Source organism: Sphingobium sp. EM0848 (assembly GCF_013375555.1).
Classification (GTDB): Bacteria; Pseudomonadota; Alphaproteobacteria; order Sphingomonadales; family Sphingomonadaceae; genus Sphingobium.
In genome coordinates, this window is sequence record NZ_JABXWB010000005.1 from 1,557,159 (window position 1) to 1,572,785 (window position 15,627).

At 61.7% G+C, this 15,627-nt stretch carries 15 protein-coding genes; 6 read left to right on the top strand and 9 right to left on the bottom strand.

Features of this window, described 5'->3' with window-relative positions:
- Positions 1 to 127 precede the first annotated feature (127 nt).
- Positions 128 to 1,624 carry an IS21 family transposase gene (gene istA, locus HUK73_RS25205; protein WP_082430708.1) on the top strand — a complete coding sequence of 499 codons (1,497 nt, stop codon included), beginning with the start codon at positions 128 to 130 and terminating at the stop codon, positions 1,622 to 1,624.
- Positions 1,621 to 2,388, top strand: a complete 768-nt coding sequence (gene istB / locus HUK73_RS25210; protein ID WP_054944222.1) for an IS21-like element helper ATPase IstB — start codon at positions 1,621 to 1,623, stop codon at positions 2,386 to 2,388. Before istA ends, istB begins: the two co-directional genes overlap by 4 nt.
- Positions 2,389 to 2,459: 71 nt before the next feature.
- Here istB and HUK73_RS26605 read toward each other — a convergent pair whose 3' ends face one another.
- The 6 genes from HUK73_RS26605 to HUK73_RS25240 form a co-directional block, all read right to left on the bottom strand.
- A complete protein-coding gene (locus HUK73_RS26605) occupies positions 2,460 to 2,846 on the bottom strand; it encodes a hypothetical protein (protein WP_218036725.1) in 387 nt (128 codons plus the stop codon).
- Between the two features lie 340 nt (positions 2,847 to 3,186).
- Entirely contained in the window at positions 3,187 to 3,456 is a 270-nt protein-coding gene (locus HUK73_RS25220; RefSeq protein WP_176594470.1) for a hypothetical protein, read from the bottom strand.
- Positions 3,457 to 3,536: 80 nt separating this feature from the next.
- Positions 3,537 to 4,253 (bottom strand): EthD domain-containing protein, encoded by a 717-nt coding sequence (locus tag HUK73_RS25225; RefSeq protein ID WP_176594471.1) that lies wholly within the window; start codon positions 4,251 to 4,253, stop codon positions 3,537 to 3,539.
- Positions 4,254 to 4,473: 220 nt separating this feature from the next.
- The gene (locus HUK73_RS25230; protein ID WP_176594472.1) at positions 4,474 to 4,872 is read right to left on the bottom strand and encodes a hypothetical protein; all 399 of its coding nucleotides are present in this window, start codon (positions 4,870 to 4,872) and stop codon (positions 4,474 to 4,476) included.
- A gap of 15 nt (positions 4,873 to 4,887) precedes the next feature.
- Positions 4,888 to 5,649: an SDR family NAD(P)-dependent oxidoreductase gene (locus HUK73_RS25235; RefSeq protein WP_176594473.1), complete on the bottom strand. Its 762-nt coding sequence runs from the start codon at positions 5,647 to 5,649 to the stop codon at positions 4,888 to 4,890.
- Between the two features lie 47 nt (positions 5,650 to 5,696).
- Complete coding sequence (locus tag HUK73_RS25240; RefSeq protein WP_176594474.1) at positions 5,697 to 6,863, bottom strand: sulfotransferase; 1,167 nt, start codon at positions 6,861 to 6,863, stop codon at positions 5,697 to 5,699.
- Between the two features lie 261 nt (positions 6,864 to 7,124).
- Between HUK73_RS25240 and HUK73_RS25245 the strand changes: the two genes are divergently transcribed.
- The gene (locus tag HUK73_RS25245; protein ID WP_176594475.1) at positions 7,125 to 7,592 is read left to right on the top strand and encodes a nuclear transport factor 2 family protein; all 468 of its coding nucleotides are present in this window, start codon (positions 7,125 to 7,127) and stop codon (positions 7,590 to 7,592) included.
- 29 nt (positions 7,593 to 7,621) lie between these two features.
- Here the strand turns inward: HUK73_RS25245 and HUK73_RS25250 are convergent, their stop codons facing one another.
- On the bottom strand, positions 7,622 to 8,410 hold the full coding sequence (locus tag HUK73_RS25250) for an SDR family oxidoreductase (protein WP_176594476.1): 789 nt from the start codon (positions 8,408 to 8,410) through the stop codon (positions 7,622 to 7,624).
- A gap of 251 nt (positions 8,411 to 8,661) precedes the next feature.
- On the opposite strand from HUK73_RS25250, the gene HUK73_RS25255 reads away from it, so the two are divergent.
- Positions 8,662 to 9,741, top strand: coding sequence for a Rieske 2Fe-2S domain-containing protein (locus HUK73_RS25255; protein WP_176594477.1), 1,080 nt, complete (start codon positions 8,662 to 8,664; stop codon positions 9,739 to 9,741).
- Positions 9,742 to 9,754: 13 nt separating this feature from the next.
- Positions 9,755 to 10,618 (top strand): SDR family NAD(P)-dependent oxidoreductase, encoded by an 864-nt coding sequence (locus tag HUK73_RS25260; protein ID WP_176594478.1) that lies wholly within the window; start codon positions 9,755 to 9,757, stop codon positions 10,616 to 10,618.
- 49 nt (positions 10,619 to 10,667) lie between these two features.
- Here HUK73_RS25260 and HUK73_RS25265 read toward each other — a convergent pair whose 3' ends face one another.
- Complete coding sequence (locus tag HUK73_RS25265) at positions 10,668 to 11,318, bottom strand: protein-L-isoaspartate(D-aspartate) O-methyltransferase (RefSeq protein ID WP_176594479.1); 651 nt, start codon at positions 11,316 to 11,318, stop codon at positions 10,668 to 10,670.
- 106 nt (positions 11,319 to 11,424) lie between these two features.
- The gene (locus HUK73_RS25270) at positions 11,425 to 11,889 is read right to left on the bottom strand and encodes an Lrp/AsnC family transcriptional regulator (RefSeq protein ID WP_176594480.1); all 465 of its coding nucleotides are present in this window, start codon (positions 11,887 to 11,889) and stop codon (positions 11,425 to 11,427) included.
- A gap of 98 nt (positions 11,890 to 11,987) precedes the next feature.
- Here HUK73_RS25270 and putA point away from each other — a divergent pair, with 98 nt between their 5' ends.
- Positions 11,988 to 15,596 carry a trifunctional transcriptional regulator/proline dehydrogenase/L-glutamate gamma-semialdehyde dehydrogenase gene (gene putA, locus HUK73_RS25275; RefSeq protein WP_176594481.1) on the top strand — a complete coding sequence of 1,203 codons (3,609 nt, stop codon included), beginning with the start codon at positions 11,988 to 11,990 and terminating at the stop codon, positions 15,594 to 15,596.
- Positions 15,597 to 15,627 lie beyond the last annotated feature (31 nt).

Below are 15,627 nucleotides of genomic sequence, written 5' to 3' on the forward strand. Positions count from 1 at the left end.
TGCGCAGTTGAGAACGGCGGTGCAAAATTAGACCACGGTGGCGGCGGCGAAGTGCTGCTGCGGGCGGCGTAAAAGTCGTCCACTTTGCCTTCTTTGCGCGAGCAGGGAGGGCGTGGAGATATATACCGTGGATCTTTACCTGAAGGTGCGTCTTGCTTGCGCGGGCGGCATGAGCCAGCGTGAGGCGGCGAAGCATTTCAACGTATCGCGCGACACGGTCCGCAAGATGCTGTCGTATTCGGAGCCCCCCGGTTACCGCCGGACGGCGGCGGTGCGGCGGCCCAAGCTGGAAGCGTTCGTTCCGATCATCGATGCATGGCTTGATGGTGACCGTCAGGTTCCGCGCAAGCAGCGTCATACGGCGAAGCGGGTATTTGACCGCCTTCGCGAAGAGCACGGTTTCACCGGCGGCTACACGATCATCAAGGATTACATCCGACAGCGCGAGCAGCGCAGCCGGGAGATGTTCGTGCCGCTGGCGCATGCGCCCGGCCATGCCCAGGCAGATTTTGGTGAGGCCATGGTCGAGATCGGCGGTGTTGTGCAGAAGGCGCATTTCTTCGTGCTCGATCTACCGCACAGCGACGCCTGCTACGTGCGCGCCTATCCCGCTGCCGTTGCCGAGGCATGGATGGACGGCCACGTGCACGCCTTCGCGTTTTTCGGCGCGGTGCCGCTGTCGATCGTCTACGATAACGACCGCTGCCTGGTCTCGAAGATCCTGCCCGACGGCACGAGGCAGCGCGCCCGGCTGTTCAGCGGCTTCCTGTCGCATTACCTGATCCGCGATCGTTACGGCCGTCCCGGCAGGGGGAACGACAAAGGCAGTGTTGAAGGGCTGGTCGGTTATGCTCGCCGCAACTTCATGGTGCCGATCCCCCGGTTCGCGACGTGGGAGGCGTTCAACCTGTGGCTCGAGGAGCAATGCCGCAAGCGTCAGAACGACCGGCTGCGGGGCGAGAGCGAGACGATCGGCGAGAGGCTGAAGCGCGATCTGGCGGCGATGCAGGAACTGCCGGCTGCCCCGTTCGAGGCTTGTGACCAGACCAGCGGCCAGGTCTCGTCGCAGGCGCTGGTGCGTTACCGGACCAATGATTACTCGGTGCCGGTGCGCTTCGGCCATCAGGAGGTATGGATCCGGGGCTATGTCGGCGAGGTGGTGATCGGCTGCCGGGGCGAGGTCATTGCCCGTCATGTGCGCAGCTACGAGCGCGAGGACGTGATCTTCGATCCCATCCATTACCTTCCCCTGATCGAACAGAAGATCAATGCGCTCGATCAGGCAGCGCCCCTGCAAGGCTGGCACCTGCCCGAAGCGTTTGCAACGCTGCGCCGCCTCATGGAAGCTCGTATGGGCAAGCATGGTCGGCGCGAGTATGTGCAGGTGCTGCGTCTGCTGGAGAGCTTCACGCTTGCCGATCTGCATGCGGCCGTAAAGCAGGCTCTCGATATCGGGGCGATCGGCTTTGATGCCGTGAAGCATCTCCTGCTGTGCCGGGTGGAGCGCCGACCACCCCGATTGGACATGGCGATCTATCCCTATCTGCCCAGAGCCAGGGTGGAGACGACATCGGCGCGCTCCTACATGCAGTTGCTCTCGGGCGATGCGAAGGATGCGGCATGAGCAGTCCGTCCCCCGAGCTGTTACTGGCCAGCCACCTCAAGACGCTCAAGCTACCAACCTTCCTGCGCGAGCATGACAAGCTGGCCCGGCGATGCGCGGCCGAGGGCGCAGATCACGTCCGCTACCTTGCCCGGCTTGTCGAACTGGAGCTGATCGACCGGGAACGCCGGATGGTCGAGCGCCGGATCAAGGCTGCGAAGTTCCCGGCCGCCAAGAGCCTCGACAGCTTCGACTTTGCCGCGATCCCCAAGCTCAACAAGATGCAGGTGCTGGAACTGGCACGCTGCGACTGGATCAACCGCCGCGAGAACGTCATAGCCCTTGGTCCCTCGGGAACCGGCAAGACCCATGTGGCGATCGGCCTCGGCCTTGCCGCCTGCCAGAAGGGCCTGACGGTCGGCTTCACCACCGCGTCCGCGCTGGTCAGCGCGATGATGGAGGCACGCGACGAACGCCGCCTTCTGCGCCTCCACAAGCAAATGGCCGGATACAAGCTCCTCATCATCGATGAACTGGGGTTCGTGCCGCTCTCGAAAACCGGCGCGGAACTGCTGTTCGAGCTGATCTCGCAGCGTTACGAGCGCGGCTCGACGCTGATCACCAGCAACTTGCCGTTCGACGAGTGGACCGAAACGTTCGGCTCCGAGCGCCTGACAGGCGCGCTCCTCGACCGGCTTACCCACCACGTCTCCATACTCGAGATGAACGGAGAGAGCTATCGTCTGGCCCAAAGCCAGGCGCGCAAGGCACGCTCCAACCCCTGACAGAAAAGACCATCCGTGTGTTGGCGACCCCCACTCGGGCTACGCCCTCGCGGCGCTCGCCAGCACACGGATCACCCGGCCTGATTTTGCGCCGCCCAATGGCCGACTTTTACTCCGCCGTTGACACGCAGTGCTTCCTGCTCGTCGCGGCCCGACATTCCGGTAGCGACGATCCGCGGGATACCGCCCTTGGCGCGCACGGCATCGCAAAAGTGATTGCCGCGATACGCGCTATCGGCAAACACCTCGCCAGGGTTGCAACCGCAGATCGGGGCCGCCGCCGCGTGCTCGGAAATTTTGCATAGTGTAATTGCTGCAGAGTGGTCTCCTCCTCGTTCATTTATCGCGATTTTTATCGCGATTTTTCGTTGATCGTTCAGCAGCCTATGTACATGATCGCGAAAGCCGCAAAAATCTGCGGTTTTCGGCTGACTGATATTCGGCGGATTTTGCGCCATAGCGGTTTTTGGTACTGCAATGGTGGACTGATCCTGTAGATGAACAACCTCGTCATGCAGCGGTTCAAGTTAGGCGTTTGGATAGCGCTAATTCGGTATAATCACCCAGCTTTTCAAGCAAGGCAGTCGGAGGGTGGAATTTGAATATCGTTGCATATCAAAAATGCAACCTTGAAGATCGGGTCACGAGAAAATATTGACTTTGGTATCATGTGGTTTCATAAGGTTGTTAAGAGTCCAATATGGTTGTTGATTATTTTGTTGGTCTCTACATTTTTTATTGATAACTTGTTTTTAATATCCAGTGATGTGCGTGTATATTTGGAATCCTGCTCCCGTCTCAAGAGGGGGTGGGAAATCTCATGAAGCTCTGATCGTTATGACGATGTTGGTTGCCTTGTTCGTGATCGCAACAGGAGTTTGCACAGCGGTTATTTAGGATCAAATCATCGAGAATATTGAATGTCTCGATTCCGGCATTGAACATCATATCTTCGCCGATGCCAAACAGTTCTGTGAGGCGAAGGTAGGAGATGTCAATGCCGGGGTAAAAATACTTCATGACGACGTCTTGGTCGAAATCTTGATAAAATTTGAGCGAATATTCCATTAATGGATCAAGAGCGCTGTTTCAAGAAGATTGACAATAAATCATCTTGGCCAAACGACTATTGCATCATTGATCATCCTTCAGTCGAGATAGTGGAAATCGAACTGGGATGTGGGAACGATATCGATGCGCGAGAAGTCGATAAAGCCCGCGCAACTGTCCATCATCGCTGTCTGATTGGCGGCAAGCTTCTCCTCATTGCCAACTGCGTCGAAGAAGGCGCTTGGGTCCGTCATGGCCTCCAGTGCGAAGCATTCTTCGACAAAGGCGTCATAGGCGGGAGCATCGTCCGTCAGCGGCTTGACGATGAGGTTCTGGACATATTCGAAATTGGCCTGTGTTTCGATGGCCACGCGCGTATGGTGAGAATGCCAGTGGCTGATCGCCGCCTCGCGCGTCATGTCGGAACGGAAGCTGATAAAACTCGCTTGGGCCCACCCAGTGCTGCGGCCGGGTTGGGCCGATGCGGGACGCGCCTCGGGGGCGATGATCGTTGACTCGCAGACCAGCCAGGCAGCGAAGCGCGTGCTATGAGAAGCCAGGGCCGCATCCACCGCTGCCCTGAAGCGCCGGTTGCTCGAAGGCATCCAGAACTGAGCTACCGCTGCCTGCTGGGGCGCCTGCCAGCACTGGGTGAGCTGTTCAGCTGGCGCCACCGTTTCATCGCGCACGTTGAGCCGGACATGGTGCGCGCCCGCTGCTTGCAGCGCCTGCGGCAAGCTGGCGAGGATGCGCGCGCTGTAGGCTTCGCGACTTTCACCTTCAGGAGCCCACAGGGCGGCAACAACCTTCTCCATTTTCTCGTGCTCCGTTTTTTCGAAATTTGGCTGTCCGCTCTGCAGCGGAATGGTTTTGCTGTTCCATGGCTGCCCGCCTGATACACGCTGGCAATAATGACGGATTGGTCCAGCCTTTGGATTTGACAATCGGTCCAATGAGCCTCAGAATGCCTCATAAGGTTGCCGTTGGAAAATTGTTGGTAGTGGCGACTGAGGTTCTTGGAAAAATCCATTAAAATCAATTTGCTATTGGGTTGGTGTGGCTGGCTTGGCTCCACCCGGAACTGCGGCTGGGTTGGGCCGATGCGGGACGGGCGTCGGGCGCGATGATCGTTGACTCACAGACTAACCACGCGGCGAAGTGCGCGCTATGAGAAGCCAGCGCCGCATCCACCTCTCCCCGGAAGCGCCGGTTGCTCGAAGGCATCCAGAACTGAGCTACCGCCGCCTGCTGCGGCGCCTGCCAACGCTGGATGAGTTGCTCGGCTGGCGCCACCGTTTCATCGCGCACGTTGAGCCGGACATGGCGCGCTCCCGCCGCTCGCAGCGCTTGCGGCAGGCTGGCGAGGATGCGCGCACCATAGGCTTCGCGACTTTCACCTTCAGGTGCCCACAGGGCGGCAACAACCTTCTCCATTTTCTCTCGCTCCGTTCAGTCGAAATTTGCTTGCCCGCCGTCGAGCGGGATCGTCGCGCCGGTCAGATAGCGTAGGTCCTGCCCGCATAGGGCGACGATGGCGCGGCCGATATCCTGTTCCAGTTCCCCGACCCGGCCCAGCGGGATCGTGCGGAAGAAGGCGGCGGCCTCTTCCGGGTTCTTCTCGATCCACCCTTTCAGGCCGGGCGATTCGGCATGGGGCGCGATGGTGAGCACGCGAATATTGTCACCGCCCCATTCCGACGCGGCGGCACGGGTCAGTGCGCGGGTCGCTTGCTTGACCGCGCCGTAGCAGCCATAGCCCGCCATGTCCCATCTTATGCCCGCCGATGAGGCGAAGTTGATGATCGTCCCGCCACCCCGCGCCGCCATGTGCGGCCGCGCCAGCTTCATGAGGCGAAAGGATGCCAGCGGGCCGGATTCGAACCCGGCCAGAAATGCCTCGTCCGTCACCTTGTCCAAAGGACCCAGCGGGACTTCCTGCGCATTGTTGACCAGGATGTCGAGGCCGCCGAATTCGCTCACAGCCCGCTCCACGGCGGCCGTCAGATCCTCGGCGGACTTGACGTTGCAGCCGATGGCGATGGCCCGCGCTCCGCGTTCGGCGGCGAGACGTGCGGTCTGTTCTACCTTCTCCACCGTGCGTCCCGCGAGTACCAGGCTGACGCCCTCGCTCGCCAGCGCCAGTGCAATGCCCTGGCCCACGCCCTGCCCGGCTCCGGTGATCAGGGCAGTCTTTCCCTTCAAATCCGTCATCTCGTCCTCTCTATTAAATTGCCGGGCAGGACAGCGCTGCCCATCCGTTATTCCCCGATATAGCGCGCCCGATAGGCGGCGAATTCCCGCTTGATCGCCGCTTCGTCCAGGCCGAAGCGTTCCAGCGAATAATCGTGCATCGGCCGCTGTTCGCGCCGGTTCCCCGCCAGAAATTCGCGCAGCACCTCCTCGACATGCTCATCGACCGCGATGCCGAAGCGCGCCAGCACCCGTTCGGCCTGCGCCATGGGATGGGCGGCGACCTCGCGATAATCGATGTCGATGAAGCGATGTTCACCGATCCGCTCGCGCGCAGCCTCGAACCGGCGCATCCATTCGACCAGGCGCGGGAACCAGAAGCCGCCCACCTCCTCGTCGCTGATCGTTGCGCTCAATTTGTAGAGCGCCGCCTGCATCGAGACATAGGAGGGTACGGTCTGCACCGGATCGCGATGCGTCATGATCAGCAGCGCATCGGGAAAGGCCTTTGCCGCCACCTCGGTATAAGGCAGGTTGGACGGGCTTTTCAGGATCCATTTGCGCCCGCGCCGCGACGGGTCCTGCCATTGCAGATAGCGCAGGATCGTCTTCAGGTCCTCATGCCCGCGCGACTGGTCATAATCGTTCAGCCACGCCGCGAAGCTGGGCACGAAGCTCATCCCCTCCACCATGGTGCTGACGAACATCTGGCCCAGGATCAATATCTCCTCATCCGGCGCATCGGGCTCGAGCGGGTGGATGGAGGCCAGTTCCGGCGCCGCCTGCAACCATCCCTCGATCATCGCGTCCGCATAGGCGCGCCGCTCGACGGGCTCGCCGCGCTGCTCGCCGGGGAAGGGGGCGAAATTCTGCGCTTCATACCATTTGATCCCGGTCATGCCGGGGGCGCTGGCCAGCAGGCGCTGGAATATCGTGCTCCCTGTGCGCGGCAGGCCCAATATGATGCCCGCCACTTCCACCTGTTCGTCCAATATTTCGGGATGACGCTTGATATCCTCCACCATGCGCAGGCGGCTGACCAGCCCCTTGACGATGGTTTCGGTCTGCGCGCTTTGGCCCGCCGGGGTCAGCCGCCCTTCGCGATTGATTGCCTCCAGAAAGCAATCCATGGGTTCGAGGAACCACGGGTCACCAAAATCGCTGAGGCCCGCGCGCTCACGCGCCGCTTGCAACAGTGCTTCGCGGTCGAGCGGGGTCTGGGGCGGGCTGACCATGATATTCTTCCTCTCCAATGGGTGATGCATAGTGCAAACTGTCTCTATGCGTATTTATAACCCAAATCTAATCTGCATAATCCCATATGGGAGGGCAGCTCATCGCTACCATGTCATGATGCCATGAATCTTTCAACGAACCTGCCTTGTTCTCTTTTTTGTTGGAATGAGGCAATCTGTCATATAGCTACGCGTTAATGGCAAGAAATATAAAATTGTCACTATTTTGCGTATGAGTTTGTTCATCTGAGAGGAGGGGCCATGCTGTCCTTGCAGGAAATGTCCGATCGGCTGGAGATTCAGGATATCCTCGCCCGTTACAGCCATGCGATCGATGCGCGGGATTGGGATGCGCTGGACGACATCTTCACCCATGATGCGGTGATCGACTATAGCGAGACGGGTGGTGCCAGGGGCAGTGTGGCGCAGATTAAGCGCTGGCTGGCTGTCGCGATGGAGCGCTTTCCCTTCTTCCAGCATATGGTCGCGACCCCGAAGCTTGATCTGGACGGCGACAGTGCGCGCTGCCGCTCGATTCTGTTCAATCCCATGCTTCACCGCGCCGATGATGGGACGGAACAGCTTTTCTTCGTCGGCCTCTGGTATCGCGACCGGCTGGTCCGCACCGAGTGCGGCTGGCGTATCGCGGAACGTTATGAGGAAATGGGTTATGCCCATAACGCCCCGCCCATGCCGCCCATCCCGTCATTGGCCGAAACCGACCGCTGACGGGTGTACAGGGGGCAACTCACCTTCGTTCAGGGCGCCATCCAGTGTCCGCCATTCACATCCAGCGTTGCGCCGCTCACGACGCGGGCATAATCGGACACCAGCATCAGCACTGCCCGGGCGCAGTCATCCTCGGGCGGAATGATGCCGATCGGAATATCCTTCGTAATGCCGCGCACCACATCCTCGCGGTTCAGCCCGGCATCGACTTGTGACTGGATATGCTGCTCCACCGGCGCGCCGTGTATCCAGCCCATACGGCAGGTGTTGACGCGAATGCCATAGCGGCCAAGGTCGGTCGCCATATATTTGCTGAGCGTGTTGAGTGCGCCTTTCGCAACGGCATAGCTCATTTCCATGCCATGTTCGGTGCCAAAGGGGCGAACCGACGCCATGGTCGATACGTTCACCACTGCGCCGCCGTCCCTCAGATAGGGAATGCAGGCCTGCGTCAGCCGCAGCGCGCCCACGCAATTGACGTCAAAGGTCTTGGCGAAATCGGCCGGGTCGCCATTTTCGACAAAGGCCCAGTCGCCATGGAAATAGGCACTATTGATCAGGCCATGGACCCGCCCGCCAAAGGCCTGGGCTGCCTGTCGTGCCAGCGCTGCGCACTGGTCCGCGTCCGACACGTCGCAGGAAACGGCGATGGCCTTGCCGCCCGCATCGACGATTTCGCTCCGCACCTGTTCCAGAAAGCCCGCATTGCGCGCGCTGAGAACCACGCTTGCGCCCTCACGTGCCGCGATCCGCGCCAGTGCCTGACCCATGCCGGGCCCGACCCCGCTGACGATCACGACCTTGTCCTTCAGCAGCATCTCTTCCTCTCCTTTTGACATCTGGCCGGGCAAGGCGCGATTCGCCCGCCGGTTCAGTTCCTGGAAATCCTAATGCGCAGGATTTTTGGCGATAACAAGGACGCAATAAACAATGAAATTGCGCATTAGTTTATCATTTGCGTAGAATGATGCCGATTTTTCCGATGTGGATGGCACCTCTTCTCTGGCGCCCTTTGCCCAACCATGCTAAGGCATGGGCAGACCACGAACGCTGTCTAGAGGATGTGAGCATGGCAAAGTCTGCGGACTACCGTCTGGGTGAATATGATTTCCCGCGCGGCTGGTTCATGATCGGCGAAAGCGCGGAAGCGACGTCGACACCCACCGCGATCCGATATTTCGGACAGGATCTGGTGATTTATCGGGGCGAAAGCGGCAAGCCCTATGTGGTGGAGGCCTATTGCCCGCATATGGGCGCGCATCTGGCGAAGAACACGACGTCCTATATCGTGCGCGACGGCGAGCAGGTGGAGGGTGAATCGATCCGCTGCCCGTTCCACGGCTGGCGCTATGGCCCGGACGGCCAGTGCAACCACATTCCCTATTCGGACTTCATGCCCAAGGCGGCGAAGCTGAAGACTTTCCCCGTGATCGAACGCGCCGGCACCATCTGGGTCTGGCACGATCCCGAAGGGCTGGAGCCGAATTTCGATCTGCCCGATTTCGGCGGCCATTGGGACCAGCCGGGCTGGGTGAACTGGAAGATCGACTTCATGGGCGATCTTGACATCCATCCCATCGAGGTGGTCGACAATATGGCCGACTATGGTCATTTCGTCCCGATCCATGGCGCGAAGGACTTCGTCTATTTCGCCAATGAGTTCAAGGATCACATCGTCCACCAATATTATGCCGCCGGGCACCGCACGCTGACGCTCAATCCGGAAGACGTGCTGACACTCGATACCTGGTATACCGGCCCGTCGATCCTCCAGTCGGAGATGGAGGGAACGTTCAACTCCTTCATCCTGATCACTCACACGCCGATCGAGGACGGCAAGATCCGCGTCTGGCACGGTCTGATGGTGCAGGTGAACGACGGCTCCGCGCCCGTCACCGATGAACTGCGCGCCGCCGCGCTGGAATATCAGGAAGGCAGCCGCCTGGCCTTCGCCCAGGATGTGGAGATCTGGCAGAACAAGCGCGCCTGCCTCAACCCGCTGGTGGTCCCCAATGACGGACCCTATGGCAAGGTTCGCCTGTGGTACAAGCAGTTCTACAACCCGCGTGACAAGGCGCCTGAACTGCAAAAGCGCGCTAACGGGTCTCATGTGACGCTTGACAAGCGCAACTCCACCGCAGCCGCATAAGAGGGAGAGAGACATGGGTCGGAGTGAACGTCCGGTGGCTATCGTCACCGGCGCCAGCAGGGGCGCGGGCCGCGGGATCGCGGCGGCGCTGGGGGAAAAGGGCTATCGCGTCTATGTGACGGGCCGCACGGTGCGCGAAGGCGACGCCGCGTTGCCGGGCACCATCGGCGCGACCGCCGCGCAGATCGATGCTGCAGGCGGGGAGGGCAGGGCAGTGCAGGTCGACCATGGCGACAGCGCTGCCATCGCCGCCCTGTTCGAACGGGTCCGCGATGAAAGCGGCCGCCTCGACCTGCTCGTCAACAATGTCGCGGCATTGCACGACGATCTGGTGAAGCCGGGTCCCTTCTGGGAAAAGTCGCCTGATCTGGTTGACATTCTGAATGTCGGCCTGCGTTCCCATTATCTTGCGAGTTGGCATGCAGCGCGGATGATGGTTCCGGCGGGCAGCGGTCTTATCGCCTTCACCTCCTCTTTCGGATCGGTCTGCTATATGCATGGCCCGGCTTATGGCGCGCAGAAGGCAGGCGTGGACAAGTTCGCCGCCGATATGGGCGTCGACTTGCGCGGTACGGGCGCGGCGGCCGTCTCGCTCTGGATGGGTCCGTTGCTGACCGAGCGTAGCAAGCAGACCCTGGCTGAACATCCCGAGCAATATGAAAAGTTCATGGCCGATGCCGAAACGCCGGAATTTAACGGCCGTATCCTGGCCGCGATCCATGACGATCCGAACCTTGCGGATTTGAACGGCCAGACCCTGATCGCCGCCGAGATCGCGGAACGCTATGGCATTACCGAGGCGGGTGGGCGCAGGCCACCTTCCTACCGTGCCATGTTGGGCGATCCACGCATAGCGCATCCCGCTATCGTCGCCTGAGGGGGATGTCCAAAATGCGGGAAGCCGGAGTTCGGCTTCCCGCATGCGGTCAATCCTCCCGCCAACCCTGTTCGCCGATCAGCGGCACGAAAACCACCGCGCCCAAATCTCGCTCGGTATAGCGGTCCGCGTTTTCCCGTGTGATCTGGCACAGCCTTTGCCGTCCGGGACCACCGACCGGGATGATGAGGTGCCCGCTGACCTTCAACTGCTCCCGTAGCGCCTCTGGCACGGCGGGTGCGCCGGCCGCGACAAGGATGGCGTCGAAGGGCGCTTCGGGCGGCAGACCTTTTGTGCCGTCCCCCACGCGAATTTCGACATTGGCATAGCCCAGCGCCGCCAGCCGCTCTTCCGCCAGCCTGCCCAGCGCCTCATGCCGCTCGATCGCGAAGACCCGGCCGGCGAGCTGGCCCAGCAAGGCCGCCGCATAGCCTGATCCCGCGCCGACCTCCAGCACGCGGGCATCGGGTCCGATCTCCGCCGCTTCCAACATGGCTGCGACGATATAGGGTTGGGAAATGGTCTGCTCCTGCTCGATCGGCAGGGCGCAATCCTCATAGGCCGCTTCCTTCAGGCCTTCGCGCACGAAGCATTCGCGCGGGACGGTCCGCATGGCCGCGAGTACCCTGGGGTCGCGGATGCCGCGCCGGGCGATCTGGCGGTCGACCATCTGGTCGCGCAATCGGGCATAGTCGGTCATGGCACGGTGCTCATGTGCGGGAGGGGATCATCCCATCCGCTCCCTTTCTCGTCGAAACGGACAACATTTGCCTGCTCCTATCGGTCCCCCGTTTGCGTATAATGTACTAGCGCTCCTTGACCGTCTCCATAGCCACGAATGTCGAAGTGCTGGCGACATGGGGCAGGCTTGATATCTTCTCCCCCAGCACGATGCGATAGCGGCGAATGTCGGCCGTCCGCACTTTCAACAGATAGTCGAAGCTGCTGGCGATCATATGGCATTCCTCGACCTCGGCTATGCGGCGGACGGCGGCGTTGAACTCCTCGAGGGCCTTTTCGCGCGTGTCCGACAATTTCACCTCTGCAAAGGCAACATGGTCGAGGCCGAGCTTGGCGGCGTCGGTGACGGCACGGAAGCCGAGAATGACGCCTGTGTCGATCAATCTCTTCAACCGGACCTGACAGGGGGTTTTCGAAAGCCCGACCTGCCGGGCAAGATCGGTCACGGTGATCCGGCCGTCCTGCGTCAACAGGGCGATGATTTTGCGATCGAAACCGTCCAATTCGACCTGATCTTCGTCATTATTCATATCATTCGTCCGAAAATTGTCCGTAAATAAGTCAATTATGTCTAATTTTAGGGAATTTTAGGTCTGATTGACAGGGGGAAGTGCGATAATCTGTTCCCATGACCAGTCAGCGCCCTTTCGCCGCCTTCGCCCCGCCCATTCGCGAGCAGTTGCCGCTCCGTCAGGCCATCACCGCCGCCTATCGCCGGGACGAAACCCAATGCCTTGCTGCTCTGATCGAAGCGGCCACGCTGGACGAGCCGACCCGACGGAAAGCGCGTGAGACGGCGCGCGGGCTCGTGACGACGCTGCGCGCGAACCATCGGGGCAGCGGTGTCGAAGGGCTGGTACAGGAATATTCGCTCTCCAGTCAGGAGGGGGTGGCGTTGATGTGTTTGGCCGAAGCGTTGCTGCGCATTCCGGACGCTGCGACCCGCGACGCGTTGATCCGTGACAAGATCGCCGATGGCGACTGGAGTTCGCATCTGGGCGGCGGCAAGTCGCTGTTCGTGAACGCGGCGACCTGGGGGCTTGTCGTCACCGGCAAGCTGGTTGCCAGTGTCGATGACCGGGGTCTGGGCGCGGCGTTGGCCAGGCTGGTCGCGCGGGCCGGGGAGCCCGTCATCCGCCGGGGCGTCGATCTGGCGATGCGGATGATGGGAGAGCAGTTCGTCACCGGCGAAACGATCACCGAAGCGCTGAAGCGCGCCCGGGAGATGGAAGCGAAGGGCTTCCGCTACAGCTATGACATGCTCGGGGAGGCCGCGACGACGGCAGCCGACGCGGCGCGCTATTATGAGGATTATGAGCGGGCCATCCATGCCATCGGCCAGGCATCAGACGGGCGCGGCATCTATGAAGGGCCGGGTATCTCCATCAAGCTGTCGGCGCTGCATCCGCGCTATGCCCGCGCGCAGGCCGACCGGGTGATGGGCGAGTTGTTGGCGCGGGTGAGGCAACTGGCCTTGTTGTCGAAAGCCTATGATATTGGCCTCAACATCGATGCGGAGGAGGCCGACCGGCTCGAAATCTCGCTTGACCTGCTGGAAAGCCTCGCGCTCGATCCTGAGCTTGCCGGATGGAACGGCCTTGGCTTCGTCGTGCAGGGCTATGGTAAGCGCTGTCCCTATGTCATCGACTGGATCGTGGATCTCGCCCGGCGCACCGGGCGGCGCATCATGGTCCGGCTGGTCAAGGGCGCCTATTGGGATGCGGAGATCAAGCGTGCGCAGGTGGATGGGCTGCCGGACTTCCCGGTCTATACGCGCAAGGTCCACACCGACGTTGCCTATATCGCCTGCGCGCGCAAGCTGCTGGCTGCGCCCGATGCCGTGTTCCCGCAATTTGCGACCCATAATGCGCAGACGCTGGCGACCATCTATCATTTGGCCGGGCCGGATTTCGCGGTCGGCCAATATGAGTTCCAGTGCCTGCACGGCATGGGTGAGCCGTTGTATGAGCAGGTGGTTGGCGCGTCGCGGTTGAACCGTCCCTGCCGCATCTATGCGCCGGTGGGCACGCATGAGACGCTGCTCGCCTATCTGGTGCGCCGCCTGCTGGAAAATGGCGCCAACTCCTCCTTCGTCAATCGCATTGCCGATCCGCTGGTGCCGGTCGAGGAGATGATCGCCGATCCGGTCGAGGTCGTCCGCGCCATGACCCGCCCCGGCGCGCATCATGACCAGATCGCACTGCCTGCGAACCTCTATCCCGATCGCCGCAATTCGGATGGCATTGACCTCAGTGATGAAGCCGCGCTGGCCGAACTGACCGTTGCGCTTCAGCATAGCGCGGCCATCGAATGGACCGCTGCGCCGGAAGGAGGTGAGGGCACGCCGCGTCCAGTCTGCAATCCCGCCGACCATCGCGACCGGGTTGGCACCGTGACCGAGGTCTCACCCGAACAGGCGAGTGCTGCCGTGCGCCGGGCCAGCGGTTCGGACTGGATGGACGTGCCCGTTACGGATCGGGCAGCGGCGCTGGAGCGGGCCGCCGATGTGATGCAGGCGCGGATGCCGGTCCTGCTCGGCCTGATCGTGCGAGAGGCGGGCAAGTCGCTGCCCAACGCCATATCCGAAGTGCGCGAGGCGATCGATTTCCTGCGCTATTATGCCGTGCAGGCGCGCACGACGTTTGGCCCGGCGCAGACGGCGCTGGGACCGATCGTCTGCATCAGTCCGTGGAACTTCCCGCTCGCCATCTTCACAGGTCAGGTCGCCGCTGCTCTGGTCGCGGGCAATCCGGTGCTGGCCAAGCCCGCCGAAGAAACCCCGTTGATCGCCGCCGAAGCGGTGCGTCTTCTGCATGAGGCGGGCGTTCCCGCTGATGCGCTGCAACTGGTGCCGGGCGATGGCGCCATCGGCGCCGCACTGGTCGCTGCGCCAGAGGTGGCGGGCGTCATGTTTACCGGATCGACCGAGGTGGCGCGTCTGATCCAGCGCCAGCTTTCCACGCGGCTGTCACGCGATGGAAAGCCGATCCCGCTGATCGCGGAGACCGGCGGGCAGAATGCGATGATCGTCGATTCCTCCGCGCTGGCGGAGCAGGTGGTGGCCGATGTCATCGCCTCCGCCTTCGACAGTGCGGGGCAGCGCTGTTCGGCGCTGCGTATCCTCTGTCTGCAGGAGGATGTCGCCGACCGCACGCTGGCGATGCTGAAGGGCGCGCTCAGGGAGTTGCGCATCGGCCTCACGGACCGGCTGGCGGTCGATATCGGCCCGGTCATCACCGCCGAGGCCAAGGCCAAGATCGACGCGCATATCCGCACCATGCGCGGTCTTGGCCGACCCGTTGAGCAACTGGACCTGCCCGCTGAGACGCAGCACGGGACTTTCGTGCCGCCGACGATCATCGAGATTGATGATATTGCTGATCTGAAGCGTGAGATTTTCGGTCCGGTGCTGCATGTTATCCGTTTTCGCCGGGAAGGGCTGGACCAGCTTATTCAGGCGATCAACGCGACCGGCTATGGCCTGACCTTCGGTCTCCACACCCGGCTGGACGAGACGATTACCCATGTCACCGAGCGGGTGAAGGTCGGCAACATCTATGTGAACCGCAATGTCATCGGCGCGATCGTTGGGGTTCAGCCCTTTGGCGGTTGCGGTCTGTCGGGCACCGGGCCGAAGGCGGGCGGCCCGCTATATTTGGGACGGCTGGTTGCGGTGCCGCCAGTGTTCATGGCCCGCACCGGGTATCTGGATTCGCCGCTGCATGATTTCGTCGCCTGGCTTGAAGCAAGAGGTGATGGAGAAGCCGCCGCCATTGCTCGCCGCCATGGGGAGGAATCGGCGCTGGGCGTGTCGCTGGAACTCACAGGGCCGGTTGGGGAGCGCAATCTCTACGCGCTACATCCACGCGGGCTGGTCCAGATGAAGCCGCAGACCCCTGCCGGGCTGATCGAGCAGATGGCTGTTGTGCTTGCGACCGGCAATCGCGGCTTTGTCGAGGGCATGGCACTGCCCGGCGGTTTGCCCGCAAGCGTGGCGGCCGTCTTCCCGATCCGGGTGGACCGGCCCTTTGCCGTCGTTCTGGTCGAAGGCGGCGTCGATCGCGTTTCGGCAGCGGTGGCCGCCGCCGTGGAAATGCCCGGCCCGATCGTCTCGGTCCACGCCGCCGATCCGCGCCGGGGGCTCGCCTATCATGGCAACTGGTTGCTGGAAGAGGTGTCGACCTCCATCAACACAACCGCCGCCGGGGGCAACGCCAGTTTGATGATGATCGGCTGAGAAGTCTCAGCCGCGGTGAATCTGCAGCTTT

Bases quoted from the DNA above. Each gene is read 5' to 3' on its own strand.
- istB (WP_054944222.1), top strand. From the start codon at position 1,621: ATGAGCAGTCCGTCCCCCGAGCTGTTACTGGCCAGCCACCTCAAGACG.
- HUK73_RS26605 (WP_218036725.1), bottom strand. From the start codon at position 2,846: ATGGCGCAAAATCCGCCGAATATCAGTCAGCCGAAAACCGCAGATTTT.
- HUK73_RS25220 (WP_176594470.1), bottom strand. From the start codon at position 3,456: ATGGAATATTCGCTCAAATTTTATCAAGATTTCGACCAAGACGTCGTC.
- HUK73_RS25225 (WP_176594471.1), bottom strand. From the start codon at position 4,253: ATGGAGAAGGTTGTTGCCGCCCTGTGGGCTCCTGAAGGTGAAAGTCGC.
- HUK73_RS25230 (WP_176594472.1), bottom strand. From the start codon at position 4,872: ATGGAGAAGGTTGTTGCCGCCCTGTGGGCACCTGAAGGTGAAAGTCGC.
- HUK73_RS25235 (WP_176594473.1), bottom strand. From the start codon at position 5,649: ATGACGGATTTGAAGGGAAAGACTGCCCTGATCACCGGAGCCGGGCAG.
- HUK73_RS25240 (WP_176594474.1), bottom strand. From the start codon at position 6,863: ATGGTCAGCCCGCCCCAGACCCCGCTCGACCGCGAAGCACTGTTGCAA.
- HUK73_RS25245 (WP_176594475.1), top strand. From the start codon at position 7,125: ATGCTGTCCTTGCAGGAAATGTCCGATCGGCTGGAGATTCAGGATATC.
- HUK73_RS25250 (WP_176594476.1), bottom strand. From the start codon at position 8,410: ATGCTGCTGAAGGACAAGGTCGTGATCGTCAGCGGGGTCGGGCCCGGC.
- HUK73_RS25255 (WP_176594477.1), top strand. From the start codon at position 8,662: ATGGCAAAGTCTGCGGACTACCGTCTGGGTGAATATGATTTCCCGCGC.
- HUK73_RS25260 (WP_176594478.1), top strand. From the start codon at position 9,755: ATGGGTCGGAGTGAACGTCCGGTGGCTATCGTCACCGGCGCCAGCAGG.
- HUK73_RS25265 (WP_176594479.1), bottom strand. From the start codon at position 11,318: ATGACCGACTATGCCCGATTGCGCGACCAGATGGTCGACCGCCAGATC.
- HUK73_RS25270 (WP_176594480.1), bottom strand. From the start codon at position 11,889: ATGAATAATGACGAAGATCAGGTCGAATTGGACGGTTTCGATCGCAAA.
- putA (WP_176594481.1), top strand. From the start codon at position 11,988: ATGACCAGTCAGCGCCCTTTCGCCGCCTTCGCCCCGCCCATTCGCGAG.